Origin of the sequence: Nitrosarchaeum sp. AC2, assembly GCF_013407385.1 — an archaeon.
Lineage (GTDB): Archaea > Thermoproteota > Nitrososphaeria > Nitrososphaerales > Nitrosopumilaceae > Nitrosarchaeum > Nitrosarchaeum koreense.
Window position 1 is genome coordinate 735,867 of record NZ_CP030847.1, and the last position, 24,921, is coordinate 760,787.

Sequence of the window (24,921 nt, forward strand, 5' to 3'; positions counted from 1 at the left end):
AATTATGCTATTAGATAAAATGTAAATGAAAACTATCACATGTTCGCATAATTTCTATATTTGATCTATTGACTTTCTTCTAGACATTGAGATTGTCAATTGAAAAAGTTTCAATGATTTAAATTGTAATCTTATTTTGTAATGCTGTGGAACAAAAAGCACTTGAATGTCCTGTTTGTAAAAGTAACAAAGCAGAAATTGCAGGTGAAAATGTAAAATTAAGCGGTAGATTTGAAGATAAAGAGTTTCTTACTACTGAATTGACTGTTCTACGATGCACTAAATGTGGATATTACATGCTATTTGATAAAATGGCACAATTCACAACGCAAGAACCCTCTGATGAATAATATTAAAAATATTGAAAAAATTATCTTTCAATAATTGGCTGTGTATCTACTTGTTTTAATAATTCTTGAATCTCTTCTGGAGTCTCAGAACCATATACGATAAGGATTCTATCTTTATCCATTGGCTCATATCCTGAAATCTCATTTACTTCTTGATCATTGATGAAAAATCTTAATGAATAATCCTCATTTGTACAAAACTGTCTTCCATCTTGGAATATGAAGCATTTATCATCAACTTTTAATTTCATTGAATTAAACAAAAATCCTAAATTCACACCAGTTGCATGCTTGTGAACTGTAGTTCCATCTCCTCCTTCAAAATGAATCCAACTCGTCTTAATTTGATAAGCAGGTAATGAAAAGTCAAACGTATCTCCAAATATCTTAACTAACATTGCAGCATGAGAGTGCTCGCTTCCTAGCGGACCCGCTCCCTCTGGCGCGCCAGGCGCATTTGTTGTCATGTTCATAAAAATCCAGACTGAATAACCTACAATTACAGCTATTACTGCAAATACTCCTATAGCTATCATCATGTTCTTTCTTTTCTCAGAAGAGCGCTTTGTAGCGTAATTTTCACGCTTTTCTTCACGTTCTCTTCTCTCTTTTCTTCCCATGATTAATCATAAATCAAAAATTTACCCTAATTAACTGTTCGATGAAAATTTGACTTTGACATTATTATGTGAAAATTAATTTTTCTCCAAAAAAGAAATGATTTACTATCATCACTTGTATTGCTTTATCCCTAAAAAACGATAAATCGGAAGTAATCTGAACTCACTATGGTATTTCTTTCAGATAAAATATAATTATCCTTGCTCATTGATTATGTTAAGAGTCATACTGGTTTTAATATGAGGCAATTTTCTGATGCCCTTTGTGATTATGTTTTCCAATGTTTTGTTATTTGAGGTTTCTATCTTACAAATAACATCGTAAAACCCAAAAACTACATCTGCTTCTTTTACTTCAGAAATATGGCTGAGATTTTTTAATGTTGGAAACTCTTCTCCTTTATCACAGTGAATGACTACGTATGCTTGAGCCTTATTCTGACCTAACATCATCCCAATTATCTTCTCAGATGCTTGAAATAATTCCCCTGATTCTGATCTGGTTAAAGTAACCGTAGAATGAATTTTTGGCATTTTACGAATTACTTTAGTAACAATTTCTTGAATATTTTGTTCAGTAGGTGATTCTAATTGTATCACAATATCATAAAGACCAAGCGTACCATGAGCCTCTTTTACTCCAACAATTTTTCTCAATGAAGCAATGATTTCTTTTTCTGAACCCAAGTCACAATTTATCATGACATATGCTTTTGCCATTTTTAGTGATCTTGTCTTTCGCGCTTTGGTTTTGAGTGAGCCTTGATCATGTGTTTCTTTGTTCTTTCTGAATCCGTAAATTTCATGTTGCAAATTCTACATTCATTTGTAAATTGAGGATCCTTTTTGAATACATTTTTCAAACTAGGAACGGCTATTTTCTTTGAAATTTTTGTTTTAAATTCCACACATTCCGCAGAAATTAGTTGTACTAAAACATCACTTAACAATGGTAACTTAGTTTTTTGTCCTTGATCTAAAGTATGAACAAAAATGCAGAAGCTTATCTTAGAAAAATTCCAGTGTCTTAGGCAGTAAATGAAACTACGCATTGCTGATATGCAAATTTATGAATTCTTGGAATTTTTCCTTTGGAGTAGATATGTGCTTCTGCATAAGTAATATTTTTGATCTTTGGTATTTAGATAATGCTTAACATTGTTCATCTACTTTTATTAAAAAATTCATGAATTTAACAACATGAAGAAAAAGGAAGATAAAGAAGATGAAAACCTTGCTTCTAAACGAGACGATGATTGGTGGAGATTGGAAAAATTTCAAATTGGGAGAAAAAAATTCCCTTAGATCATGACTTATCGTTGTAATGGCATATGTGTATTGCATAAAGTTATCCCATTCTCTACTAGGAAATATGAAAATGGACAAAAAAGATGCTCGTTTTGTTCAATATTCATTAAAACACAAAATCTTCGTTGTATTTGTTGTCATTCTCTTCTTAGAACAAAGTCACGTACAAGCAAAAACAGAACAAACTAAATTTCACATTAACAATGTTAAGTATATTCTAAATACCTCTATGCGATAGAATTAATGCATGTTATATAATTTGAAACAAGGGGTTGTCTAGATTTGTTAAATGACGAGAGAAACGATATTCTAAGTTCAATGGATGGATTTATTGAAAAAATTCAACATCTAAAGGGCATTATGTTGGGTGTTTCTTTGTCTGCTCTTATTCTGGCTCCACTTGCAATAATAATTTCATTGTATTTAGCTACTCATCCAAAATTTTTACTTTTAATAGAACAAGAAGGTGATTTTGGCATTTTGTTGATGGTTACGGTTGTAGTGATATTGGTAACATCGGGCATCTGGTTAGTTGCTGGATTGAGGCAGTTTAACTCGCTCAGTAAATGGAATAATCGTTACTATAACTATCTGAAGAAAAAAGAACAACTTGATCAATCTATTTCATCTCAATATGATCTAGATGAAGAGTAAACACCCGAGTTTGAACGATTCTTCGGAGAATTTTCCACCTCTTGGAAATAGATTTTCATAGGGTTCTATGATCTCATGACAAAAATTCATTCCTTTTTGCGTCACTTTGAAAATTGTAATGGTTCTTTTTCCCTCCAAAATTTCTTCTCTCTTGATCATTTCGTTTAATTCTAAACTATCTAAAATTCCCTTGTGTTTTGATATATTTAATCCACAAAAACTAAACAATGTTGTCTGATTCAACTGTCCATATTCTGAAAGGGTAAGTATTATGTCCTTTATGATATAAATTCTGTCACGATATTTGCGAGAATCAGCCACACATTATGTGTTATAGTTCACTTAATCTAATTTTCTAATGAATTTTTGAGGATAAGTTTCTAGACTGTATTTTGAGTTGAGACTTAACAATGTTAATTGAGACTTATTACTACCGGCTATGCTAAAAATACAATTTGATAAAATTGCGATGTAATGACTATGGATTTGAGTGTGATTTTGTAGCAGAGGGTGAAATTGCACAAGTCATCGAAGAATTTGGGAAACACACTGATGAAGAACATGGCATAGATTACTCCAAAGATGCGTTAATGCAAATTATCTTGAGAAAAAAATAAGATAAACTGGCGTTCCACATGGTAAAATTTTCAATTACGAAACTAATTGGTATTGTAATTCTTGTAGTCATTATAACCGGCGGTTATTATGCATATCAATCCCTAATTCCAGTTAACGTGGATTATCCAGTGTTTTTAGTTCCAGAAAATATATTGATTAAAACTGGACAATCATCTGACGGTCATTCTTTGTTTAGCCATCAATCAAGTAGAGGTGGAAAACAGCCTCCTCGTCCTGGAATGACTAGTCCTACTTTGGATATTACCGAAGGAAATCTTGTTTCGCTGCATATAATTAATGAAATTAAAAATACTCCTGATAAAAAATCCATTCATAATTTTAACATCGATGAATTTAATGTACATTCAAAAGATCTTGGATATTTTGAATCTCAATCAATTAATTTTTTGGCAGATAAATCTGGCGAATATGCTTATCACTGCACTCTTCATCCCGAAATGAAAGGACTGTTAATTATTAAATAAAATATTGATATAGTGAGTTAATACTTTGATCTATTTATCAATGAAACAATAATAAGATCAAAAAATTCAATTTTATTATGAGTTGCATTTTTTGTGATATATTGTCTGGAGTTAAAGACGCTCATATTCTATATGAGGACTCATTACATGTTGCATTTTTAGACAAGTATCCGATAGATGTCGGCCATAGTTTGGTAGTTCCAAAAAAACATCATGAAAGAATCACAGATATGGATTCAAAAGCAGTTGGAAACCTGTTTTCAATAATTCCCAAGATATCTAATGCAATATTATCTGCAACTGATGCTGATGCATTTAGTCTTGGACAAAACAACGGAAGGGCTGCAAAACAGATAATTCCTCATGTCCATGTCCACATTATTCCAAGATATAATCACAAAGGAACAATTTGGACAAAACGTTCAATCTCAAATGCCGATGAACTTTCAATACTTGCAAGAAAAATCAAGTCTTTGCTTCTTTAGTATGCCCTGGGTTGTATCGAAGTATGGCACCCACTTTACCTAAGCTTGATAACATAGCTCCATGTTCTGCACTTCCTGAAACTACTTCTAATTTGCTTCCTGTTTTGGCAGCAAGAAGTTCCAAATAGTCTACTATGTCTTGTTCATTTGGTTCAACTTCCATTGCATTGCATGCAGGGCAAGGTTTGCTTGAATATTCTGTTTTTTTTGGAATGACGTCTCTTCTTTCAACAATTATTTCTTGAATATTCTGACATCTGCGGCATTTTCCTTCAACTCGATTTAAGTTTGTATCATCTGTTATGATCAAAGTTTTTACTACGTTATTTTTCAAAAGTTCAATCACATCTTGTAATCCGTATACTCCTAACCCTGAATGGGAGTTTACCTCTCTAAACAAGTCTTCAATTAACTTCTTTTCCTCTACCATTCTGAAATCTGATAAAAGTTCGGCAGATTTTGCAAATGCTTCTCTAATTCCCTCTGCTCCAGAATATCCACAATCTAGTGTATTGATGATCATGTTCTGTAATCTATATTCTAAATAATTTCCATTGATAAAATCTTCTTTTGTAGGTCCGGGGCCTGAAATTATTAATCCTTTTACAGGATAAATGTCAATAAAATATTCTCTTGTTGTTCCGGCAACCCTGTTGTAAAAATATGAAAGCTCCATCTCTCTTAATTTTTGGAATCTTTTTGCAGACTGTCCTCCCTGTCTGTGTTTACCTGCTACTCCAGAGCCTGTCTGTGAAAGTACTTCTATTTTGTCGCCATGCAATAATCCCCATCCGGCATCTTTGGCATCAATAGCTAAAAAGCCAATCAGATTATCATCTTTTAACATGTCTTTTAGAATGTCTACATGAAAATGATCATCACACCTGTAAAGATACTGTTTCAAATCTTTTGGAGGATCAATTTCCCATACCTTTACCACTTCGCTTCCTAAAGGACCTCCTCCTTCAGGTGGCAGTGCTCCACAAAACATCACTAGTCCTCTATCTGGTGTTTTTTTGAGTAGTTTTAATCTCTGAACTACTTTGCCTAATGAATCTACTACATGTGATCTTGTCAAATCCGATTTGATGTTGTCTGCAGTTCCTTGTTCTTGTTGTAAGGTGCTTATAATTTCGTGTAGTTGTTTTCCTTTTGGGATATATACACTGATCAATTCTGTCCCTCGTCCTGATTTTTGGGAAAGTTCTTCTAACATTTTTCTAATTTTATAAAGTTTAACAGAATCTACTTTTTCTATGTTGATCTTTTCCATTTGTTTTTGCTTCCTGTTATACGAATATTAAGTTTGGTTGGTTCAATTCATTATGTTCCTGAAATTATAATTCATCAATGGATTTTAAAAAGACTTCAAGTGGTTGATTGCCTCTTATTTTGATTATTTTTCCATCATTAAAAACTAGAAAATACGGTGTGGCATCAACCCCTATCTCTTTTCCAAATTGATGTAATTGATTTACTTTATCTAAATATTTGTGATCATCAAGACATGTATTGAATTTATCTAAATTCAATTCCAACGTTGTTGCAAATTTATCTAATGAGTTTCGATTAACCCATCCTGTTCTTTCGCCTGCCCAGTTTTTGTATAATTCATCATGATATTGCCAATATTTTTCTTGATCTTGAGCACAGTATGTTGCTTCTGCAGCCAAAATAGAATCTTCGCCATTTAATGGAAAGTCTTTGAATACCATCTTTATTTTTCCAGTACTGATGAAATCTTGTTTAATCGTATTTAGTGTGGTTTGATGAAATTTATAACAAAATGTACATTGATAATCCCCCCACTCTAAAATTGTAATTTTTGCTGAAGGATCTCCTAGAATCGGTGAACTATTTTGAATTAGGCTTGTCTCAGTTAGTATTTTTGAATTATAATTTGTTTGTGGATAAACTACTACGAACAAACCTGCTAAAATCCCTATTATGATTGGAATTGTAAGTACAAAATTCTTCTTCATAGATTTGCTGATTTTATTTTCTAGTAAATAGTTTCCTTGTTCTATCCAATTGCTATTGTCCATAATGCAGCATTTTTTGCAGATATTTCTGCTACAAAAGGATCATCTGATGATGAAATTATTATGACATCTTCTTCATGTGGGCATAAATTTTCAATGATGTATTTTTTTGTTTTTGCATCTCTAGGAAAACACTCTCTTTCATTTCCTGGAAAGACTAATTTCTCATTTTTGTATATCATTGTAGTGCAACCTGAAGATCCATACAAAATTGCATAGTCTCTTTGCTCAATACCTGTTTTGATCATTTTAGAATATTTTTTTAATAAAATCGCATGATTATATTTTCCTTGGATTATTGATGATTTTTTTACTTTACATTCTTTGGTTATTGTGTTTTTTATTTGATTTGTTAGTTTTTTTCCTTTTTCTGTAAGAAAGGTCCCAGACTTTGTTGACTCTGCAATTCCTGCTTTTTTCAAATGTAAAATTAATGTCTTGACTGCCCCTTCTCCTAAATGAATCTCTTTTGCAAAGGTCGCTCTGCTAACAAAACCTTCTTTATCTAATAATTGTAATGCCTTGAAAACATGTGGTATGCTAAATGTGAGTACCTTGCTTGAACCTTTTCTAGATACAATATCTTGTAAAATTTGAATATTTTTACGCAAGATTCTTCTAGCCTAAGTTGATATATAAATTCAATAAATAACTCCTGAAATATTTTTGTTATGTTTGAGAAATCATGTTTATATCTTGAATTTTATTGATCTCCATTTTTATTGGTTCTAGGATTTTTGAATCTCCTATTTTTCCAAAAATTCTTTGAATCATACTAGAAAAAAGTTCGTAATTTCCTGTAATTTCTTTTTCAGATTTATCACACTCTTTCATCATTGCTTGAATAATCGATTTGTATCCGTTTATTCCATATAGATCAATTAATGAGGTCTCTATTGTTTGTGATATTGTGTCTTGATATTTTTTTTGACTTTGTCCTGATTCAAAATCTCTCATTTTCTTAATTTCTTATTGTAAAATACAATAAAAGTAATAGTATATTCGATCTAAAAATAACATTGATGTTTTGAGCCTGCAATAATTTTTCTTTATTAATTGGACAAATTGTCCAAGAATTTAAATATGTTTGATTGACGAAAACTTCATGTCTCAATCAAGACAAATTAATGCATCTAAAAACAGTGTTCCTGTAATCGCAATTGTGGCATTAGCTATAGTTTTTGCAACAGGATTGTTTGTTGTTGGATTTGATCAGGGGCATATCTTTAGTTTGGTATATGGAGAAGGAGCATTTCAAGATCTTTACATCCATGAACTTACTCATGATATGAGACACGCTGCTGGTTTTCCTTGTCATTAGGGGGTTAACCTGATGAGAACATTTCTTTTTATTGTCATTGTTTTAATTTCAGGTCTCTCGGCAGGACTAATTCATGGTGCTGCTAATCTTGTATTTGTCGAGCCTTCATTAGATCAGGCAATTGGACTTGAAAATCAACACCTTTTTGCTTCAGGTGAAGCAAATGACACTCCTGAATTCAGAGCAGAATTTGATTCTTATCGATATTGGCAAAAAAGCGGTCAAGTTTTAGCTGGTGCAATTTTAGGAATATCGATTGGTTCTTTGTTTGGAATTATTTTTGTACTCTCAAGACACTCTTTACCTGGAAAATCTCATGTGAGCAAATCTCTAATTTTGGCAGGAATAATGTGGCTTGCAATTTACTTTATTCCATTTTTAAAATACCCCGCAAATCCACCAACCGTTGGTGATCCAGATACTGTTGTATTAAGATCGATATTGTTTCTAACTTTTATTGCAATTTCCGGATTTGGGGCTTTAGGATTTTACAAGATATTTAAAAAATTAAAGAATAAAAAATTTATTGCGATTTTAGGATATACTGTTTTTGTTGGAATGGTGTTTTTTGCAATGCCAGAAAACCCTGATAAAATCACTGCACCTATGAATTTAGTTGATCATTTTAGAATAATGTCCGCAGTGGCAGTTTCAATTTATTGGTTATCTTTGGGTATAATTTTAGGCTCTCTTTGGAATCATTTCAAGCCGGATAATGAATTAAAGTCTACTTTTAATTAATTGTTCTAACTCTCTGGAATGAGAATACTATGATGTAATTTAAATAACTCTCTATTAATTTTTAATTTAATTGACACGACGTTTAACATTGCCTCAATTAAAAAAATACGATGTAACTCAAAAAGTAATTGAAGCATTAGCAGATTCTGAATCTCGGGCAATACTGTTTTCAGTAATAAAAAAAGGAATGACTGCAGCTGACTTGTCAGATAAACTAAAAATCCCGCTCAGTTCTGTTTATAAAAAATTAGGTGATCTTGAGGAACTTACATTAATTGAAGTAGAACGATGGATGATTTCAGATAAAGGTAGAAAGTTCAAAATCTACAAAAGTCGAATAAGTAAGGCTGATATTTCAATAAAAAAACCTGATCCTGTCCTAAATTTGGTACCAAATTGATGATCTTAATGTCAAAACCTAACATAATCCAACTAAGTGAATTTGATATAACTCAAAAAATAATTGAATCTTTAAGCAATGTTTGTACTAGGGCTGTGTTATTTTCAATTAAAAATGAATCAAAAGATGCAACACAAATTGCAGATGAGTTAAAAATTTCAATATCTACAGTTTACAAAACCTTATCGAATTTGGAAGAATTGGCACTTGCCGAAGTGGATAAATTTGTAATTTCCCCTGAAGGAAAAAAAATAAAACAGTATCGTAGTCGTATTGGTAAAGTTGAAATCACTTTGACTGATTTGGAACCCACATTACATCTTTATCCAAATACGTCTAATCCTAAAACAAATACTAGTTAAAATAATAAAAAATAAAAAAGATTGAATTTTACATTCTTAGATGTTCATTCTAAAATTATAGAATTAATCTTTTGTTTAAATACAGTTAGCTAGACCTAATCATTAATTCATGCAATCTAAATTTTATTGGTATTTGATTATTGTTGTTTTTGCATTGGGATTATATTCTATACCTACTAGTGTATATGCTCAAAATCAAGAACAATATGCTTCCATTTTTACTATTACTAAGTTAGGTCTAGAGTTAACGAAAAAAGCTATTTTGGAAGATGATTATGATGCTACAGAAAAATATTCTGCTCTAACTAATAATTTCTATGGGAAAAATATTCAGTTTTTAAGAACAGTTGATTCTGATCTTTCAGATAACCTCCATCTTGAATTGCTTGATCTTCATTCGAGTATTTTATCAAAATCAGAGTCACAGAATTTGATTGCACACATAAATACACTACAAGAAACTTTGCCCTCCAATTCATCAGATGGTGATTCTAACGTGGTTGCGGCTTTTATTTTATCAGAAGCTGACGAACAATATCAAACATTTTCTCAACATAAAAGTAATGAATCATATTTTTTTACTTTATCGTTAATCGAACATTCAAAGCTTATTTTGAATCAAAATCCAATACCTGACGATCGGTTGAAACAAGAGATTGACTCATTTTTTACTGATTTGGATAAATCTGTTTTAAATAAAAGCAGCTTTGTAACTGTTGGAAATTTAATCACTGCCATACAGCGTGATTTGTTAGGAACTGAAACGATTGTAATTGATAAAACCAATCTATATGGTGCAATTAGAATCTTATATTCAGAATTATCTACCGCAGTAAATTCTAATGATTATTCAACTGCTGAAGAATTTGCAATTGAGGCATATCTTGAAAATTTTGAATATTTAGAATCTGACATTCAAAAAGTGGACGAGTCATTATTAAATACATTAGAAATTGATATGCGTGAAAATCTTCGAAAAATGATTATTCAAAAAGAGGATCCAGATACAATTATTCAATTTATTGAAAATTCCATTTTGCCTGATTTGGCAAAAGCTGAAAAAATGACTAGCGAACTTACTCCTCTTGTTAATGGTGGTACACTAACGACCCAGAATTTAAAATCTATGGGCGATGCATCTGATGATCAAAAAACAGTAGTTAAAAATAAAATCGATGTAATTCGTGAGCAATTAGAAGAAACATTACTACATTATGACCAGGGAGATATTCAATCCGCCCATGCATCAGCTCGCTCAGCATACCTTGATAGTTATGAGTTTGTAGAGATTCCTCTTAGGGCAATTGATCCAGATTTTACACTTGAGGTAGAATACCAATTTGCCACTCTGCGAAACTTGATTAAACAAGAAGCACCTCAAAATGAAATTCATGATGTCATTATTGGAATAAAGCGAAATCTTGATGAATCCGAAAGAATTGTAACTGGGACTGGTGAGCTTGCCCCTGCAATCGCATTTTCATCTTCTTTTGCAATTGTATTTAGAGAGGGATTGGAGTCTGTCTTGATTCTTGGTGCTATACTAACATATCTTGAAGCATCACGAAATAATCAATTTAAGAAATATGTTTATTATGGAATTGTTGCTGCCTTTGCAGCTACTGCCGTTACTTGGATTATTGCATCATACATTATTGAAATCTCAGGGGCAAACCGTGAATTGATTGAAGCGATTGCGGCATTATCTGCAACTGCAGTTTTATTTTATGTTAGTTTCTGGGTTTTAAATAAAATTGAACACAAAAAATGGATGGAGTTTGTTAAAGCAAAAGTTTGGCAAGCTACCACCACTGGTAGTGTTATGGTCTTTGTGATGCTATCCTTTTTTACTGTGTATAGGGAAGGATTTGAAACTGTTTTATTTTACCAAGCAATGTCTGGGTTTGCAAAATATATGGAAATCTATGTAGGACTGGGCTTTGTCATTGGATTGATTTCACTTTTGGGCCTGTATTATGTAATGAGAAAATTGGGAAAACGATTGCCATTACGTGCATTATTTGGATTGACAATGGGAGTGGGTGCATATTTATCAATTGCATTTTTAGGAAATGCAGTTAGAGAACTTCAGATATTAGATATTGTACCATACACTGGATTGATTGGCACTATACCTAGATTGGATATCAATCTTGCAATGATGACTGGGATTTATCCTACTTTGGAGACTATTGTTGCTCAGGTAATATTACTTGGTGTTTACCTTGTTGCATCAACATACATTTTGATAATGCGTCCAAGAAAAGAACAGCAACTAGCTTCAATGCGAAAATCAAGGAAGGACTCGGATGAATAAGCGAAGAATCCGAGTTGGGATTGATGTTGGTGGAACCTTTACAAAAGCTGTTGCAATTGATGTGAAAACAGGCTCACTTTTAGCAAAATCTACGGTTCCTACAACGCATAGTTCAGAAAAAGGGGTCTCTGAAGGTATCGTGATTGCATTAAAAAAAATTATTGATGAAACTGGAATTGGAATTAATGAGATCGAGTTAATCTCACATAGTACTACTCAAGCAATTAACGCATTGCTAGAATCAGATACATCAAAGGTTGGAATAATTGCAATGGGAGTAGGCCCTTCAAAAAAAGACATAGTCAAAAGAACAAATTTAGAGGATTCTACAATAAATACAAATCAAGACATTAAAACAACACATGAATTTTTAGATACATCTCATTTAATTACCGAAAAAGAAGTAACTGCTGCAATAAATCGATTAAAAGAAAAAGGTGCAGAGGTAATAATTGCAACTGAAGCGTTTGGAGTTGATGATCCATCAAATGAATTATTTGTTATGAATACTGCATCAAAAGAAAAAACACTTTCTACAGCATCTCATGAGATATCTGGAATATATGGGTTAGAAATTAGAACTCTTACTGCAGCTGTTAATGCCAGTGTTTTGCCTAAAACATTTCAAGTTGCAAATTTTGTTGAGGATGCAATCCGCAAAACAGGTGTTACTGCACCATTGATGATAATGAAAGGAGATGGTGGAGTTACCAGTATGGATACTTTTAAGACAAAACCTATCCTTACTATTCTTTCAGGCCCTGCAGCAAGCGTAGCTGGTGCATTATTGCATCTAAAAATAACAAATGGTATATTTGTTGAAGTTGGTGGTACTAGTACTAATATTTGTATTATAAAAAATGGTAAGCCTGAAATTCGTTATGTTACAGTAAAAGATCATCCTACTTGTATTCGGTCAATGGATGTAAGAATTTTGGGTGTTGCTGGTGGCAGTATGGTTGGGTTAAAACAAAACAGGATTTCAAACGTGGGTCCGCGTAGCGCTCATATTGCTGGCCTCAAATATTCCTGTTTTGCAGATCCTGAAGATCTTAAAACAGGAAAAATAATTCTAATAAAGCCCATGTTAAATGATAAATCCGAATATGTTGCAATAAAATGCAATAAGGACACTTATGCAATTACTAACACATGTGCGGCAAATGCATTGGGTATGATCGAAAAAAATGATTATGCATTTGGGAATCAAGAATCTGCAAAAATTGCTCTGAAGATATTTGCTGAATTTGTAGGAGTGTCATATCATGAAATTGCCATGTCCATAATTCAAACTGCTTCATTTGAGATCACAAAAACTATTACTAAAATCTTAAAAGAATTCAAAATGAATCCATATAATACAACATTAATCGGAGGAGGAGGTGGAGCTTCAGTTCTTGTTCCGTTTGTTGCAAAACAACTAGGAATTAAATATGAAAAAGCAGAACATGCTGAAGTTATCTCTTCAATTGGCGTGGCATCATCAATGCTCCAAGAAGAGATGGAGCAAACAATGATTGAACCAACCCCTGAAAAAATCAATCAAGTTTATAAAAAAATACATACTATGTTAGTAGACAAAGGCGCTATTCCTGAATCAATAATGATTAATAGTGAATTTGTATCTGAAAAGTCTTTACTTCGTGTAACTGCGGTAGGTAATGTTGAATTAGATAGTACTGAGACCTCAAAAAATATTTTTACATTAGAAGATGCTAAAAAACGAACTAGTGAAATAATTGAAATTTCTGAAGATCTAATTGATCTGAGTTATGAAACTGATCACTATTTTGTGTTTACTGGTCATATGGAAATTAAAAAATTTTTTGGTAAAAAGACTCAGCATCATATTTTAGTTTTAGATAGATATGGAAAACTAAAATTATCGATAAAAAATGGGAGGATTATTCAGGGTGGCAAAATAACCGTATTAGAAGAACTGACTGATTATTTGAAATCTGGTAATTCTGAAATTGCACCTAAAATCTATCTTTTAAATGATCTTAAACTGGTAGATTATTCTAGTCTTATCACTACTTTAGATATTATGGATGCAGTTCGAAGTGAACTTGTTACTTCTGAAAAAGCAGCAATACTGGTAGAACTTTAGATATCTAGTATGTTTATTTAAATTCCTTTGATTTTGAAATAAATGGTCTTTGATCGATGTTTTTTTTGACCCTAATACTCTAATCATATGCAGTTTTAAAAATAATATGAGTTGTAAGATTGGATTTATTCACAGCTTTTCATATTTTGCCATTCAGGATAAAAAAATGTGTATTAATTGTGGAATAGAAGAAAGTAATAATAATTAATCATCTGATGCTAAATCATGCATTATTGGTTTCTTTTTATTTTACCTCTTTTGATTTTTAGCACACCTGCTTTAGCCCAGACTCTGGAATCTGATTCATTTTCTACTTCCTCAGAATATGTTTTGGAAATTGATGAACATGAATATTCTATTTCTTACACTGTAAACGCTAATGTCATTGCAATGGAGATTGATCCGGAATCAAAATCACTGCTTATCGGTCTGGATGAGACATATGACTCTCAATTTTTTATAGGATTGGAACATGATTTGATAAATGCAGAAAATAATGAATTTATAATTTTAGTTGATGGTGAAGAAGTATATTATCAAATAACTTCTGATTCTGAGAGATCCACATTTGAATTCTTTGTGCCAGTAGGTTCTGAAGAAGTTGAAATTATTGGAACTCATGTGATTCCAGAATTCTCAATCGGTGCAATTTTTGGGTTCATAGTAATGATCTCATCTGTCATGATTATTGCAAAGATGAAGCCTTCTTTTTTTACGTTGTAATTTTATCTAACTGATTTGTTTCTTTTGCAGTTTTTATTTCACGTGCTATTCTTTTGCCCATACTCATAGGCTCATTAAAAAGCAATGAGTAGTATGGCGAGCCATCCATGTAGATGTTAGTTCCTGCCACAATTCTAGCTGAAAATTCAAACGATGTAAATTTTGCATTCTCATCATAAACCCCTTCAATACAAAATGGCCCGTTCATTCCAGGTGATACAATTCTTTTTGATGCTTCTACAAAATTTTCACCCATAGTATACACCTCATCTAATAATGATTCTCTTAGAACAATTGGGCTGTTTCCTATCACGTTAAATGATGGAACCTTGGTATTTTTGAGCTGTTGCTCTGATGGAATTCTTGCAAGCCCCTCAATGTCTGATTCATGCCTTTGATCAGCTCCAAAAAATTCCAATTCTTCTTTTAGAGGTGAATAAAAGAATTGTAGATATGCCAAAACACCTGCAGCATACTCTTGAATGTAGAGTGTCTCTTCTTTAGAAATTATTCCCTGTGAAATCAACTGTTCTCTTTTTTTATTGTAATCTTCTTGATTCGCAGCCAAAAAATATCCTTTGCCACCTGCAGCCCCTTGCCTTTTTACAATTACTAGCTTATCTATGTCCTTTGAATGTAAGACAGGTTTTGGAACAGGAAGTTTTGCCTCTCGCATAAGTTTTTCTTTCATGGTTCTATCTGACTCCCATCTTAGGATCCACTTGTTTCCAAAAATTGGAGTCTTAATTGATTCAATTTGTTCAGAGCTCATTTGTGCAATCAACGTTCCATGAGGAATTAATACTGCATTATTTTGCTCTAAAATTGATTGATGTTTTTGTTCTAATATTTCTGTAAATGAATCTACTAAGATTAATTCATCAATAAATGAAAATCGACGGTATAATCTCTCTCTTTTTCTCTCACAAACTAGAATTGTCTTTAGACCTTCATCTTTGGCACCTTTTAGAACTTGTAGTGCACAATGTGATCCTAAAGTTGCTATTGCCGTCAATGCGATGTATGTTCTACATTATTGTACTTTATGAACTATGTGTGGATGAGACATATTGAAAAACCTCATCAATTAATTCCACACTTAATTCCGTTTTGATGTTTTCTGGAATTGCCTTTAATACAAAATCATACATGCTTGTGTTTTTTGGAAGGCTGCCTCTTTCTTGGTATAATGCATACACTGCAATTCCATTTGATATTAATGCAATAATTTTTTCTTTGTTTGTCAAAGACATTGATTTTCTAAATAATACATAGTAATTTAATGTAAATCGAAAAAATATATTGTTTTTGAACTATTACTGAATCGATTCATTTAGTTCTAATTTCATATATGTTTCATGTTTTACTTGGCTGAGTACTTTTAATTCTATTAACTCACCATGTCCCTCTACCACTTCATGTGGCTCTTGAGACGCATGATATCCGACAAATACTGCTGCAATGATAAAGATCGCTATTACTAATCCTATTAATATATCCAATTCATTTTAAACTGAAATATTTTCTGATGATAAATGTTGCTTTTTTTGATTTTAATACCATATTCCCAAACCTATGACTATTCAAAACAGAAAAAATCTAATTGTTTGTTATTGACATTAAGAATAGTATAATTTCAAAAAAGTCTATTTTATTATGGTTTTTTCAAACTTTGTTTCAGAATCAATTCGTTAGTGATATAATCTTGGACTTGCATTTTACACATCTGCCTATTTTAGTATCTTTGAAAATCTCCAAACATGAGGTCTTCCTTGACAGTTATGCTTTTCATTCTTTTACTAGTATTTGGGAAAAACCATTGAATTTGCTTTCCAATAGAATCAGGATAACTCTGAACTAGTATGAATCGTATTTTCCCCCAAAAATTAATTACACCATAGGATAGCAATTTAGTAAATTATGATAAAAACAGAGCTTGGAACATTGCGTAGATCTCATTACTCTAATGAATTGAATCCATCAATGGATGGCTTGGAAGTCACTATAATGGGTTGGGTCGTGACAATTAGGGGTCATGGAAATATTAGTTTTGCCACAATCCGAGACAAGAACGGGGACATTCCAATTGTTGCCAAAAAAGGAGATTGCCCAGATGAACTACGTGAAAAATTATCCATACTAAAGGCACATTCTTCTATTGCAATTATTGGCAAGATCAAATCTTCTGAAAAAGCACCTACTGGATTTGAGATAATCCCATCTGAACTACGTGTATTTTCAGATGTTGAAAAAATTCCACCCTTTGAGCCTTTAGCAAAGACTGTGAAAAATATAGACACAAGATTAGAAGTAAGACCAATTGATCTTAGACGTAAAATATTGCAACATATTTTCAATGCAAGAAGTCAAGTGCTAAAATCAATTAGAGATTATTTTTACCAACAAAACTTTACAGAAATCAACACTCCAAAAATGATAGCCACTGCAACTGAAGGCGGTGCTGCATTATTTCCAATATTTTATTACAACAAAGAGGCATTTTTAGCTCAAAGTCCCCAATTGTACAAAGAACAACTGACTATGAGTTTTGAGAAAGTTTTTGAAATTGCACCTATTTTTAGAGCAGAACCATCAAGAACCAATCGCCATCTTGCTGAAGCAATATCTGTTGATTTGGAAGAGGCATTTGTTGATTATAATGATGTAATGAATAGAATTGAAGACATAATAAAAATCGCAATCGTAACTGTTAGTGATTATGCAAAAAATAATTCAGATGTAGAGTTTATCATTCCTTCAATACCTGAACACATACCACGGTACTCTTATGACGAATTGATAGAAAAAATGCAAAAAGCTGGAGCCAAAACTGAATGGGGCGATGACTTGTACCCTTCCAATCTTAAAAAATTGGCGTGGAAGGATTTTACTTTATCAAAGATTGGCCTCTGGGTCCAAAACCGTTTTATGTAAAAGACAGTAAAACAAACCCAAAAATTTCTGAATCATTTGATTTAATGTTTGGGGATTTGGAATTGTCTTCAGGCAGTACTAGAATTGAGAAAAGACATGAGCTAGAAGAGAGAATGAAAAATAAAGGAATGAAAACTGACGCTTTTGAGTATCATTTGGGAGCATTTGATTACGGTGTGCCTCCTCACGCGGGATGTGGAATTGGTTTAGAGCGATTAATCATGGCATTAACAGGCACAGAAAACATCAGAGATGTCACATTTTATCCAAGGGATGTTGACCGATTAACTCCGTAGGTGATTAGAAATGGTATCTCGAGAAGAAATTGAACATGTTGCAAAATTGATGAGAATTGAAATCGATGATCCTACAATTTATGAAAGAGTTGATAAGATGATAGGCTATTTTGACATTTTAGATTCTGCAGGTGTTGAATCGGAGGAGATATCTGTAAGAGAAATTCCTATCACTAATCTACGAGAAGACAAGTATATCCCATTTGATGAAAAATTAATTGAAAAACTTAATCACTATAAAGGAACCTATGTTAGAGCTCCCAAGATGGTTTAATTGAGTATAAAAATTTCAGCTCTGCAATATGTCCGAGAAATAAAATCCGGAAATCTTTCTGCTGAAGATTTCATTTCAAAAACTATGGACAGAATACAAAAAATAGATGGTACTTTACATGCGTTTTTATCACTTAATGAAAAGGCAGTTGATCAAGCAAGAGAAATTGACAAGAAAATAAAGTCAGGTGAGAAAATAGGGCAATGTTTTGGCATGCCAATTTCAATTAAAGACAATATTTGCATAAAAGATACAAAAACAACATGTGCATCAAAGATGCTTGAAAATTTTGTTGCACCATATGACGCCACTGTCATTACAAAGCTAAAACAACAAGACGCAATTTTTGTTGGAAAGGTAAATCTTGATGAATTTGCAATGGGTCTTTCTACAGAATTTAGCGCATATGGTCCAAGCAAAAATCCCTGGAATACGGATTATGTCCCAGGTGGCTCTTCTGGAGGCAGTGCTGTATCTGTTAGTGCATTTGAATGTGTTGCATCATTAGGTTCTGATACTGGTGGTTCAGTTAGAAACCCTGCCAGTTTTTGCTCAACTGTTGGGTACAAGCCAACTTATGGATTGATTAGCAGATATGGATTAATTTCATATGCAAACAGTATTGAACAGATTGGACCGTTAACTAGAACTGTGGAAGATGCAGCATTTATGCTAAATCTGATTTCAGGACAGGATTCTAATGATAACACCACGGTGGATAACAAAAATGAGGATTACCTAAAAGATATTGATTCAGGTATAGAAGGTAAAAAAATAGGCATAATCAAAGAAATGATTGGAGAAGGCATTGACCCAACAGTGCTGTCTGCAACAAGAGACGCAATATCAAAATTAGAGGGATTGGGTGCAGTATGCGAAGAAATTTCCTTGGATATGGTAAAATATTCAGTTGCAGCATATTATACAATTACAGCAACTGAGGCAGGTAGTAATCTTGCAAGATATGATAATTTAAGATATGGTTATGATTTTTCTGTCGAAGGGTATGAATTTAATTCATATATTGAAAAAGCAAGAAAAAAACTCGGTCCTGAAGTCACTAGAAGAATGATTCTTGGAGGCTTTGTTCCTTCTGCAGGACATGCAGGAAAATATTTTCTTAAAGCACTAAAGGTAAAAAGTAAACTTACTAGACAAATAAATGAGGCATTTGAGAAATTTGATCTGTTAATTTCTCCCACTGTTCCAATTTTACCATTTAGGATTGATGAAAAAATAAATGATCCTGTTGCATTGTTTCTTGTTGATATTAACACTGTAACTGCAAATCTTACAGGCAAACCCGCAATATCAATACCGTATTCTATGTCTAATGGCTTACCAATTGGCATGCAACTTATTGCAAATTCGATGAATGATAAATTACTGTTACAGGCAGCATATGCATTAGAAAAAACTGTCAAATTGCCAGAGGTTCCAATTTGACAAAAATTGGATTGGAGATTCATAGTCAACTTACAAATCTAGAAAGCAAATTATTTTGCTCTTGTAAGGCAAACTATAGAGAGTTTGAGCCAAACACCAACATATGTCCCATTTGTATGGGATTGCCAGGCAGTCTTCCAAGATTAAATCAAAAGGCAGTTGAAAAAGCAACAATGATTGCAATGGCCCTAAATTGTTCTACTCCCGAAAGAATTGCATTTTTTAGAAAAAATTATTTTTATCCTGATTTGCCAAAAAATTTCCAAATCACTCAACTAAACATCTATGGAGATACCAGTGTCGGAGGTAGTGGAATTCTGATGGTTGGAGAAAAAAAGATCAGAATCACTAGAATTCAACTAGAAGAAGACCCTGGCAGGTTAATCTATGAGGGAAGTTCTGAAAAAATCAAATCACATTAGTCGATTATAATCGTGCAGGTACGCCTTTAGTCGAGATTGTAACTGAACCTGATTTTGAAAACCCAAAAGAAGTACGAGAGTTTCTAAATATTTTATCTAATTTGTTGGAGAATCTTGGAGTATCTGATCCTAGCTTGGAGGGTGCAATGAGGGCAGATGCAAACGTCTCCATTGAAGATGGAAATAAAGTTGAAATAAAAAACATTGGTTCGTTTCATGATTTAGAAAAAGCTGTTCATTTTGAAATTACACGTCAACAAAGCTTGCATTCAAGAGATATTCCGATAATTCAGGAAACACGTCATTGGGATGATAAAAGAAAGATTACCATCTCGTCCAGATCAAAAGAAGAAGATCTGGATTATAGGTATTTTCTAGAGGGTGACATTCCATGGGTTAGAATAGGAAATGAAATCAAGGAAAAACTAAAATCTGAAATGCCTGAAAGCATCAGTTCTAAAAAACAACGATATGTATCAAAATACAATATTCCAGCTCAAGTAGCTGACGTGCTTTCATCTGACAAGTTTTATTCAGATTTATTTGAAGAAGCACACACACAAGAAAACGCCAAAGAAATTGCAAATATCATAACCACTGATTTGATGGGATTAGTAGATACAAGAGAGAAAAGAGAATCATCAAAATTAACTCCTTCACATCTAAAAGCGATAGCTGATTCAATCCAGTCCGGCAAGATTGCGCGAAATTCTGCAAAAAATGCATTGTATGAAATTGTAAGAACAGGCAAGTCATTATCAGATATAATGTCTGAGCTTGATCTAGGAAATCTCTCAGATGAGTCTGAATTATCAAAAATTATTGAATCTGTAATTTCTGAAGAACCTCAAGCCGTAGAGCAAGCAAAATCCAACCCTCAAACCATAAACTATCTTGTAGGAAAAGTCATGCAAAAGACAAAAGGAAAGGCAGATCCAAAATTAACTCTTGATTTACTAAAAAAGAAGATTTAATGTTATGGCTGAACTTTCTTTGGAAGATATTGAATTTATCAAAATACTGTCAAATTCTGACTCTACAATCCTTCAGCAAGGAATGAATGAGGCAACAAGATACAGGTTAGATTCTCAAATAGGCATAATTTTACGAGAGTATTACAAGGAAAATACGATGAACACCAAAACAGGTTGGATAGAAAAATTTGAAAAAGCAGGAATTACCGAAGATGATGGTAAATCTGCCATTGCATGTGCTCGAAGACTTGGAATAGACATTTCTTGACCATCACAAAATCTTTTTACTTTTGGTTTTTTTTAAAACTGTAACTTGTCTGATTTTGTATTTACCCCAACTGAAGAACAAATACAATCTTCAAACATTTACAAATTCATGAAAAAACATAACATCTCAACTTTACAAGAACTCTCTCAAAGAGCAAATCAAAATTTAGAGTGGTTTTGGCAAGAGATGGACAAAGAGATTGGAATAATTTGGGATAAACCTTATACAAAAATTTTAGAAACATCAAAAGGAATCCAATGGTCCAAATGGTTTGTTGACGGTAAGACCAATATCTACAAGTCATCAGTAGAAAAATTTGCTCTTGAAAAACCAAATGACATTGCATATATTTTTGTCTCTGAAGATGGAACAACTTTTAAAATAACTTATTCTGAATTAGATTCCAAAGTAAACAGACTTGCAAATGCCCTTAAGCAATTAGGAGTAAAAAAAGGAGACGTAGTTGCGATATATCTTCCTATGATTGAGGAATCTATTTTGGCAATTCTGGCATCTTCAAAAATCGGTGCGATTCAAACAGTTGTATTTTCAGGCTATAGCTCAGAATCTCTGCAAATAAGATTGCAGGACTGTAACGCAAAAATTCTTTTTGTATGTGATGGATTTCAAAGAGGAGGCAAACATGTTTCACAAAAATATATTATCGAATCAGCAATAAAAGATACAAAAATAGAAAAGATAATTGTAATCCCATACAAAGGAATTGATGAATATGAAGAATCTGCAAAATTTGTTTTTTATGAAAATCTAGTATCTGCACAAAATTCTACATGTCATACTGAAATTATGGATTCAGAGGATCCATTGTTTATCTTGTATACCTCTGGAACCACTGGAAAACCAAAAGGAGTGATTCATACTCATGGTGGTTTTTCTGTTTTTGCAGGATATCAGGCTGCATTTTTAATTGATTTGCATGAAAATGATGTTCTTTTGTGGCCTGCAGACATAGGCTGGATTACGGGGCTAGTTTGGAATGTTTATGGTCTTTTGATCATGGGTGGAAGTGCTATAATTTATGATGGGGCATTAAACTATCCAAATTTTGAAAGAATTTGGGATATGTTACATCAATACAATGCTACCATTTTTGGAATATCTCCAACAGCTGTGAGATTATTTAAAAAAAATAATATTGAACCATTAAAACTACATTCATTTGAAAAAATCAAAAACATACCAACTACTGGGGAACCATTAGATGAAGATTCTTGGTGGTGGTTATTTGAAAAAGTTGGCAACAAAAAAATCCCAATCATGAATCTATCTGGTGGAACTGAAATTGGGGGTGCGATGCTGTCTGTTTTTCCAGGAATGAAACTAAAACCTTCAACTGTAGGAATTCCATGTCCTGGAATGAATTTAGATGTGTTTGACGATAATGGAAAATCAATTCATCAAAAAAATGGGTATCTTGTGATAAAATCTCCTTGGCCTGCAATGACTAGAGGATTACTAAATGATGATCAACGCTATCTTCAAACGTATTGGTCTAATTTTGAAAATATTTGGTTTCATGGAGATTATGTTTTTGTTGATGCCGATGGCTTATGGTATATGAAAGGACGAACTGATGATGTCATTAATGTTTCAGGCCATAGAATGAGTACTGCTGAAATTGAACATGTTGTAATCTCACACCATAAAATTTCAGATGCTGCATCCATTGCGATTCCTGATGAAATTACAGGTGAGGCAATTGTTGTATTTTTTGTACCTGAAAATAAATCTGAAACGAAACTAGAGGTAGAAATATCTAATTACATCGCTGAGAAGATTGGTAAAATTGCGCGTCCAAAATTTGTATGTCAACTATCTGACCTTCCAAAAACTAGAACTGGTAAAATTATGCGTCGTGTCTTAAGGGCAAAATTATTAGGATTACCATTGGGAGATTTATCCTCTCTTGAAAATCCTCTTGTATTAAATGAAGTTTCAAAATTATGACCTTATTTTATTGATTTTTTTTACGGCTATTTCTTACTATTTACTTTAATTGGTTGTTTTGGAATCTTAAAATAAAATGCAGTTCCGACATCTTCTTTGCTTTCTACCCATATGTTTCCACCAAGGCCGTCTGCAATTCCTTTACAAATTGCTAAACCTAAACCACTCCCATTTCTTTTTCTGCTAGTAGATGTATCTATTTGATAAAATTTTTTAAAAATTTCTTTTTGATTGGATTCTGAAATTCCAATCCCATTATCTTTTACAAAAAATTTTATAAATTCTTTGTCATTATCTGCTCCGATTATTATTTCTCCTTTTTTAGGTTCCACAAAATCCATTGCATTTTTAATTAAATTAGAAAAAATCTGATTAATCCTATCTTTATCGCTAAATATGATTTCATCTTTTGTAATCTTATTTATGATGTTAATTTTTTTTCAATAGCAATCGGATTGAATTCTTTTATAATTGAATTTAATAATTCTGTTATGTGTATATTTTCTTGATTGAAATCTAATTTGCCTAAATCCAATTTCTGTGTTGTTAAAATATCTCCTACCAACCTTTGCAATTTTACTGCTGATGAATGAATTTCATCTACTGCATCTATTTGTTGTTTGTTTAATTTTCCCATCAATTCTTGCTTCTGTAACATCTGTGCATATCCTAAGATTGGTACTAGTGGTGTTTTTAATTCATGTGACACCATTGATGAAAATTCGACTTTTTTTTTATCGATCTGTTTTAGTTTTTCGACGTATTCTTGTTGAACTGATATTGTTTTTTCAACCTTCTCTCCCATACTTTCAAAATTCTTATTTAATTCATAAATTTCTTTTATGTTTGTATTGATTGGTTTTTTGTTTGTAATCTTATTTGTTTTAGAAAATTCTGTCATATTTTCTGCAAGTTTTTCAATGGGTTTTGTGATGCTTTTTGAAATGTATACAGTGCTCAGTAATGTTCCAGCTGCTACAATAGTCGCAAAAACTAACAAAATCCAACCGGTTGGTGATTCAATAGCAGTGATGTAGTTTACTAAACCCATGTAAAATATGATAAAACTAGACACTCCTGAGAGTAAAAATAAGATGTTTTTTATTGGAATCATTTTATGTTCCACCTAACCTTTAGGAAGCTGCGGATTCAACAATTTTAGATAATAACTGATCAATATCAATTGGTTTTAAAATGTATGATGTAACTCCTCGACTGACCAGTTCATCTAGCTCATCTTGAGTTATGGTGGATGCTGTAAATACAATTATTTTATTATTTTTTAGCATGTCTTTACTTTCCAATGCTTTGATTACTGCATATCCATCAAATTCGGGCATTGCCAAATCCAATAACACTACATCATGATTACCTTCTTCAATCAATGCAAGTCCTTGTTTGCCATCGCTTGCACCTGTACATTTATGATTTTTTAATTCTAAAAATGTAATAAGCATTTTCGTAATTTGTTCGTTATCATCAATTATTAAAATATTTAATTGCTTTGAATCTGCATTTTTATTTTTTATTGAATTTTTACTCATTTTTAACTCCTAATTTGTATTCGGTAAGCTTAAAATTTTTCTGTAAATAATTTAAGATGATTTTTTCTTGTTCAATTTCTCTTAATCTATGTTCATATGTAATTTCAGAACCCAATAATGATTCTACATCTGATTCATCTACATAATGTGCATTTTTCCATATTAAACTAAATAATGATCTTAATGTGGTTACAAATGTTTTGGAATCGGTCCAAATTGCATTCATGTCTTTTAATTTTGAACTGTTCATAAAGAAAAT

Annotated in this window: 34 protein-coding genes; 20 read left to right on the plus strand and 14 right to left on the minus strand. The window is 32.4% G+C overall.

The genetic code is table 11. The annotated features are described in order from the left end of the window. The first annotated feature begins 146 nt into the window (after positions 1-146). Positions 147-350, plus strand: coding sequence for a hypothetical protein (locus DSQ20_RS04305; RefSeq protein WP_007550605.1), 204 nt, complete (start codon positions 147-149; stop codon positions 348-350). 20 nt (positions 351-370) lie between these two features. On the opposite strand, the gene DSQ20_RS04310 is transcribed toward DSQ20_RS04305, so the two are convergent. Next, positions 371-970: a protein-disulfide isomerase gene (locus DSQ20_RS04310; protein WP_179366158.1), complete on the minus strand. Its 600-nt coding sequence runs from the start codon at positions 968-970 to the stop codon at positions 371-373. A 195-nt stretch (positions 971-1,165) separates the two neighbouring features. Further along, positions 1,166-1,690 carry an Lrp/AsnC ligand binding domain-containing protein gene (locus DSQ20_RS04315; RefSeq protein ID WP_179366316.1) on the minus strand — a complete coding sequence of 175 codons (525 nt, stop codon included), beginning with the start codon at positions 1,688-1,690 and terminating at the stop codon, positions 1,166-1,168. Positions 1,691-2,596: 906 nt separating this feature from the next. On the opposite strand from DSQ20_RS04315, the gene DSQ20_RS04320 reads away from it, so the two are divergent. Beyond that, entirely contained in the window at positions 2,597-2,932 is a 336-nt protein-coding gene (locus DSQ20_RS04320) for a hypothetical protein (RefSeq protein ID WP_179366317.1), read from the plus strand. On the opposite strand, the gene DSQ20_RS04325 is transcribed toward DSQ20_RS04320, so the two are convergent. Then, the gene (locus DSQ20_RS04325) at positions 2,918-3,253 is read right to left on the minus strand and encodes a hypothetical protein (RefSeq protein ID WP_179366159.1); all 336 of its coding nucleotides are present in this window, start codon (positions 3,251-3,253) and stop codon (positions 2,918-2,920) included. The genes DSQ20_RS04320 and DSQ20_RS04325 overlap by 15 nt on opposite strands. Before the next feature lie 134 nt (positions 3,254-3,387). Between DSQ20_RS04325 and DSQ20_RS04330 the strand changes: the two genes are divergently transcribed. The 3 genes from DSQ20_RS04330 (at position 3,388) to DSQ20_RS04340 (ending at position 4,520) form a co-directional block, all read left to right on the plus strand. Beyond that, on the plus strand, positions 3,388-3,549 hold the full coding sequence (locus tag DSQ20_RS04330) for a DUF1059 domain-containing protein (protein WP_179366160.1): 162 nt from the start codon (positions 3,388-3,390) through the stop codon (positions 3,547-3,549). Positions 3,550-3,567: 18 nt separating this feature from the next. Then, complete coding sequence (locus tag DSQ20_RS04335; protein WP_179366161.1) at positions 3,568-4,035, plus strand: cupredoxin domain-containing protein; 468 nt, start codon at positions 3,568-3,570, stop codon at positions 4,033-4,035. 77 nt (positions 4,036-4,112) lie between these two features. Continuing rightward, a complete protein-coding gene (locus tag DSQ20_RS04340) occupies positions 4,113-4,520 on the plus strand; it encodes an HIT family protein (protein ID WP_179366162.1) in 408 nt (135 codons plus the stop codon). Here DSQ20_RS04340 and prf1 read toward each other — a convergent pair. The 4 genes from prf1 to DSQ20_RS04360 all read right to left on the minus strand — a co-directional run bounded on the left by prf1 (position 4,501) and on the right by DSQ20_RS04360 (position 7,519). Then, positions 4,501-5,793, minus strand: a complete 1,293-nt coding sequence (gene prf1 / locus DSQ20_RS04345; RefSeq protein WP_179366163.1) for a peptide chain release factor aRF-1 — start codon at positions 5,791-5,793, stop codon at positions 4,501-4,503. The genes DSQ20_RS04340 and prf1 overlap by 20 nt on opposite strands. Before the next feature lie 64 nt (positions 5,794-5,857). Next, a complete protein-coding gene (locus DSQ20_RS04350; protein WP_179366164.1) occupies positions 5,858-6,502 on the minus strand; it encodes a thioredoxin domain-containing protein in 645 nt (214 codons plus the stop codon). Between the two features lie 41 nt (positions 6,503-6,543). After that, complete coding sequence (locus DSQ20_RS04355) at positions 6,544-7,173, minus strand: DUF4443 domain-containing protein (protein ID WP_179366165.1); 630 nt, start codon at positions 7,171-7,173, stop codon at positions 6,544-6,546. Between the two features lie 58 nt (positions 7,174-7,231). Further along, positions 7,232-7,519 (minus strand): hypothetical protein, encoded by a 288-nt coding sequence (locus DSQ20_RS04360; RefSeq protein WP_179366166.1) that lies wholly within the window; start codon positions 7,517-7,519, stop codon positions 7,232-7,234. A 148-nt stretch (positions 7,520-7,667) separates the two neighbouring features. On the opposite strand from DSQ20_RS04360, the gene DSQ20_RS04365 reads away from it, so the two are divergent. The 7 genes from DSQ20_RS04365 to DSQ20_RS04395 all read left to right on the plus strand — a co-directional run bounded on the left by DSQ20_RS04365 (position 7,668) and on the right by DSQ20_RS04395 (position 14,536). After that, entirely contained in the window at positions 7,668-7,883 is a 216-nt protein-coding gene (locus DSQ20_RS04365) for a CbtB domain-containing protein (protein WP_179366167.1), read from the plus strand. Positions 7,884-7,895: 12 nt separating this feature from the next. Then, the gene (locus DSQ20_RS04370) at positions 7,896-8,624 is read left to right on the plus strand and encodes a CbtA family protein (RefSeq protein ID WP_179366168.1); all 729 of its coding nucleotides are present in this window, start codon (positions 7,896-7,898) and stop codon (positions 8,622-8,624) included. A gap of 88 nt (positions 8,625-8,712) precedes the next feature. Then, the gene (locus tag DSQ20_RS04375) at positions 8,713-9,024 is read left to right on the plus strand and encodes a helix-turn-helix domain-containing protein (protein WP_255458359.1); all 312 of its coding nucleotides are present in this window, start codon (positions 8,713-8,715) and stop codon (positions 9,022-9,024) included. Between the two features lie 8 nt (positions 9,025-9,032). After that, positions 9,033-9,386, plus strand: coding sequence for a helix-turn-helix transcriptional regulator (locus DSQ20_RS04380; protein ID WP_007550585.1), 354 nt, complete (start codon positions 9,033-9,035; stop codon positions 9,384-9,386). Positions 9,387-9,495: 109 nt separating this feature from the next. Beyond that, entirely contained in the window at positions 9,496-11,703 is a 2,208-nt protein-coding gene (locus tag DSQ20_RS04385; RefSeq protein ID WP_179366169.1) for an FTR1 family protein, read from the plus strand. Continuing rightward, on the plus strand, positions 11,696-13,813 hold the full coding sequence (locus tag DSQ20_RS04390; RefSeq protein ID WP_179366170.1) for a hydantoinase/oxoprolinase family protein: 2,118 nt from the start codon (positions 11,696-11,698) through the stop codon (positions 13,811-13,813). Before DSQ20_RS04385 ends, DSQ20_RS04390 begins: the two co-directional genes overlap by 8 nt. A gap of 225 nt (positions 13,814-14,038) precedes the next feature. Beyond that, positions 14,039-14,536, plus strand: a complete 498-nt coding sequence (locus tag DSQ20_RS04395) for a PEFG-CTERM sorting domain-containing protein (protein ID WP_179366171.1) — start codon at positions 14,039-14,041, stop codon at positions 14,534-14,536. Here the strand turns inward: DSQ20_RS04395 and DSQ20_RS04400 are convergent. The 3 genes from DSQ20_RS04400 to DSQ20_RS04410 all read right to left on the minus strand — a co-directional run bounded on the left by DSQ20_RS04400 (position 14,526) and on the right by DSQ20_RS04410 (position 16,038). Next, complete coding sequence (locus DSQ20_RS04400) at positions 14,526-15,551, minus strand: formate--phosphoribosylaminoimidazolecarboxamide ligase (RefSeq protein WP_179366172.1); 1,026 nt, start codon at positions 15,549-15,551, stop codon at positions 14,526-14,528. The genes DSQ20_RS04395 and DSQ20_RS04400 overlap by 11 nt on opposite strands. Before the next feature lie 28 nt (positions 15,552-15,579). Beyond that, positions 15,580-15,789, minus strand: coding sequence for a hypothetical protein (locus tag DSQ20_RS04405; protein WP_179366173.1), 210 nt, complete (start codon positions 15,787-15,789; stop codon positions 15,580-15,582). 63 nt (positions 15,790-15,852) lie between these two features. After that, entirely contained in the window at positions 15,853-16,038 is a 186-nt protein-coding gene (locus DSQ20_RS04410; protein ID WP_179366174.1) for a hypothetical protein, read from the minus strand. Between the two features lie 418 nt (positions 16,039-16,456). On the opposite strand from DSQ20_RS04410, the gene DSQ20_RS04415 reads away from it, so the two are divergent. The 8 genes from DSQ20_RS04415 to DSQ20_RS04440 are packed head-to-tail and all read left to right on the plus strand — an operon-like array spanning position 16,457 to position 23,118. Beyond that, positions 16,457-17,470 carry an amino acid--tRNA ligase-related protein gene (locus DSQ20_RS04415; RefSeq protein WP_255458360.1) on the plus strand — a complete coding sequence of 338 codons (1,014 nt, stop codon included), beginning with the start codon at positions 16,457-16,459 and terminating at the stop codon, positions 17,468-17,470. Continuing rightward, positions 17,413-17,766 carry an amino acid--tRNA ligase-related protein gene (locus DSQ20_RS10665; protein WP_255458361.1) on the plus strand — a complete coding sequence of 118 codons (354 nt, stop codon included), beginning with the start codon at positions 17,413-17,415 and terminating at the stop codon, positions 17,764-17,766. The genes DSQ20_RS04415 and DSQ20_RS10665 overlap by 58 nt, the downstream gene beginning before the upstream one ends. A 10-nt stretch (positions 17,767-17,776) precedes the next feature. Further along, a complete protein-coding gene (locus DSQ20_RS04420; protein ID WP_179366175.1) occupies positions 17,777-18,040 on the plus strand; it encodes an aspartyl/glutamyl-tRNA amidotransferase subunit C in 264 nt (87 codons plus the stop codon). Further along, a complete protein-coding gene (gatA, locus tag DSQ20_RS04425; RefSeq protein ID WP_179366176.1) occupies positions 18,041-19,486 on the plus strand; it encodes an Asp-tRNA(Asn)/Glu-tRNA(Gln) amidotransferase subunit GatA in 1,446 nt (481 codons plus the stop codon). Continuing rightward, a complete protein-coding gene (locus tag DSQ20_RS10670) occupies positions 19,483-19,908 on the plus strand; it encodes a hypothetical protein (protein WP_255458362.1) in 426 nt (141 codons plus the stop codon). Before gatA ends, DSQ20_RS10670 begins: the two co-directional genes overlap by 4 nt. A gap of 35 nt (positions 19,909-19,943) precedes the next feature. Beyond that, a complete protein-coding gene (locus DSQ20_RS04430) occupies positions 19,944-20,882 on the plus strand; it encodes an Asp-tRNA(Asn)/Glu-tRNA(Gln) amidotransferase GatCAB subunit B (RefSeq protein ID WP_255458392.1) in 939 nt (312 codons plus the stop codon). 4 nt (positions 20,883-20,886) lie between these two features. Then, positions 20,887-21,150: a hypothetical protein gene (locus DSQ20_RS04435; RefSeq protein WP_179366177.1), complete on the plus strand. Its 264-nt coding sequence runs from the start codon at positions 20,887-20,889 to the stop codon at positions 21,148-21,150. 45 nt (positions 21,151-21,195) lie between these two features. Further along, positions 21,196-23,118, plus strand: a complete 1,923-nt coding sequence (locus DSQ20_RS04440) for an AMP-binding protein (RefSeq protein WP_179366178.1) — start codon at positions 21,196-21,198, stop codon at positions 23,116-23,118. Between the two features lie 26 nt (positions 23,119-23,144). Here the strand turns inward: DSQ20_RS04440 and DSQ20_RS10675 are convergent, their stop codons facing one another. The 4 genes from DSQ20_RS10675 to DSQ20_RS10685 all read right to left on the minus strand — a co-directional run bounded on the left by DSQ20_RS10675 (position 23,145) and on the right by DSQ20_RS10685 (position 24,912). Continuing rightward, positions 23,145-23,450, minus strand: a complete 306-nt coding sequence (locus DSQ20_RS10675; protein WP_255458363.1) for a cell wall metabolism sensor histidine kinase WalK — start codon at positions 23,448-23,450, stop codon at positions 23,145-23,147. A gap of 89 nt (positions 23,451-23,539) precedes the next feature. Next, positions 23,540-24,232 (minus strand): HAMP domain-containing sensor histidine kinase, encoded by a 693-nt coding sequence (locus DSQ20_RS10680; RefSeq protein ID WP_255458364.1) that lies wholly within the window; start codon positions 24,230-24,232, stop codon positions 23,540-23,542. A gap of 19 nt (positions 24,233-24,251) precedes the next feature. After that, positions 24,252-24,662, minus strand: coding sequence for a response regulator (locus DSQ20_RS04450; RefSeq protein WP_179366179.1), 411 nt, complete (start codon positions 24,660-24,662; stop codon positions 24,252-24,254). After that, on the minus strand, positions 24,655-24,912 hold the full coding sequence (locus DSQ20_RS10685; protein WP_255458365.1) for a hypothetical protein: 258 nt from the start codon (positions 24,910-24,912) through the stop codon (positions 24,655-24,657). The genes DSQ20_RS04450 and DSQ20_RS10685 overlap by 8 nt, the downstream gene beginning before the upstream one ends. Positions 24,913-24,921: the final 9 nt, after the last annotated feature.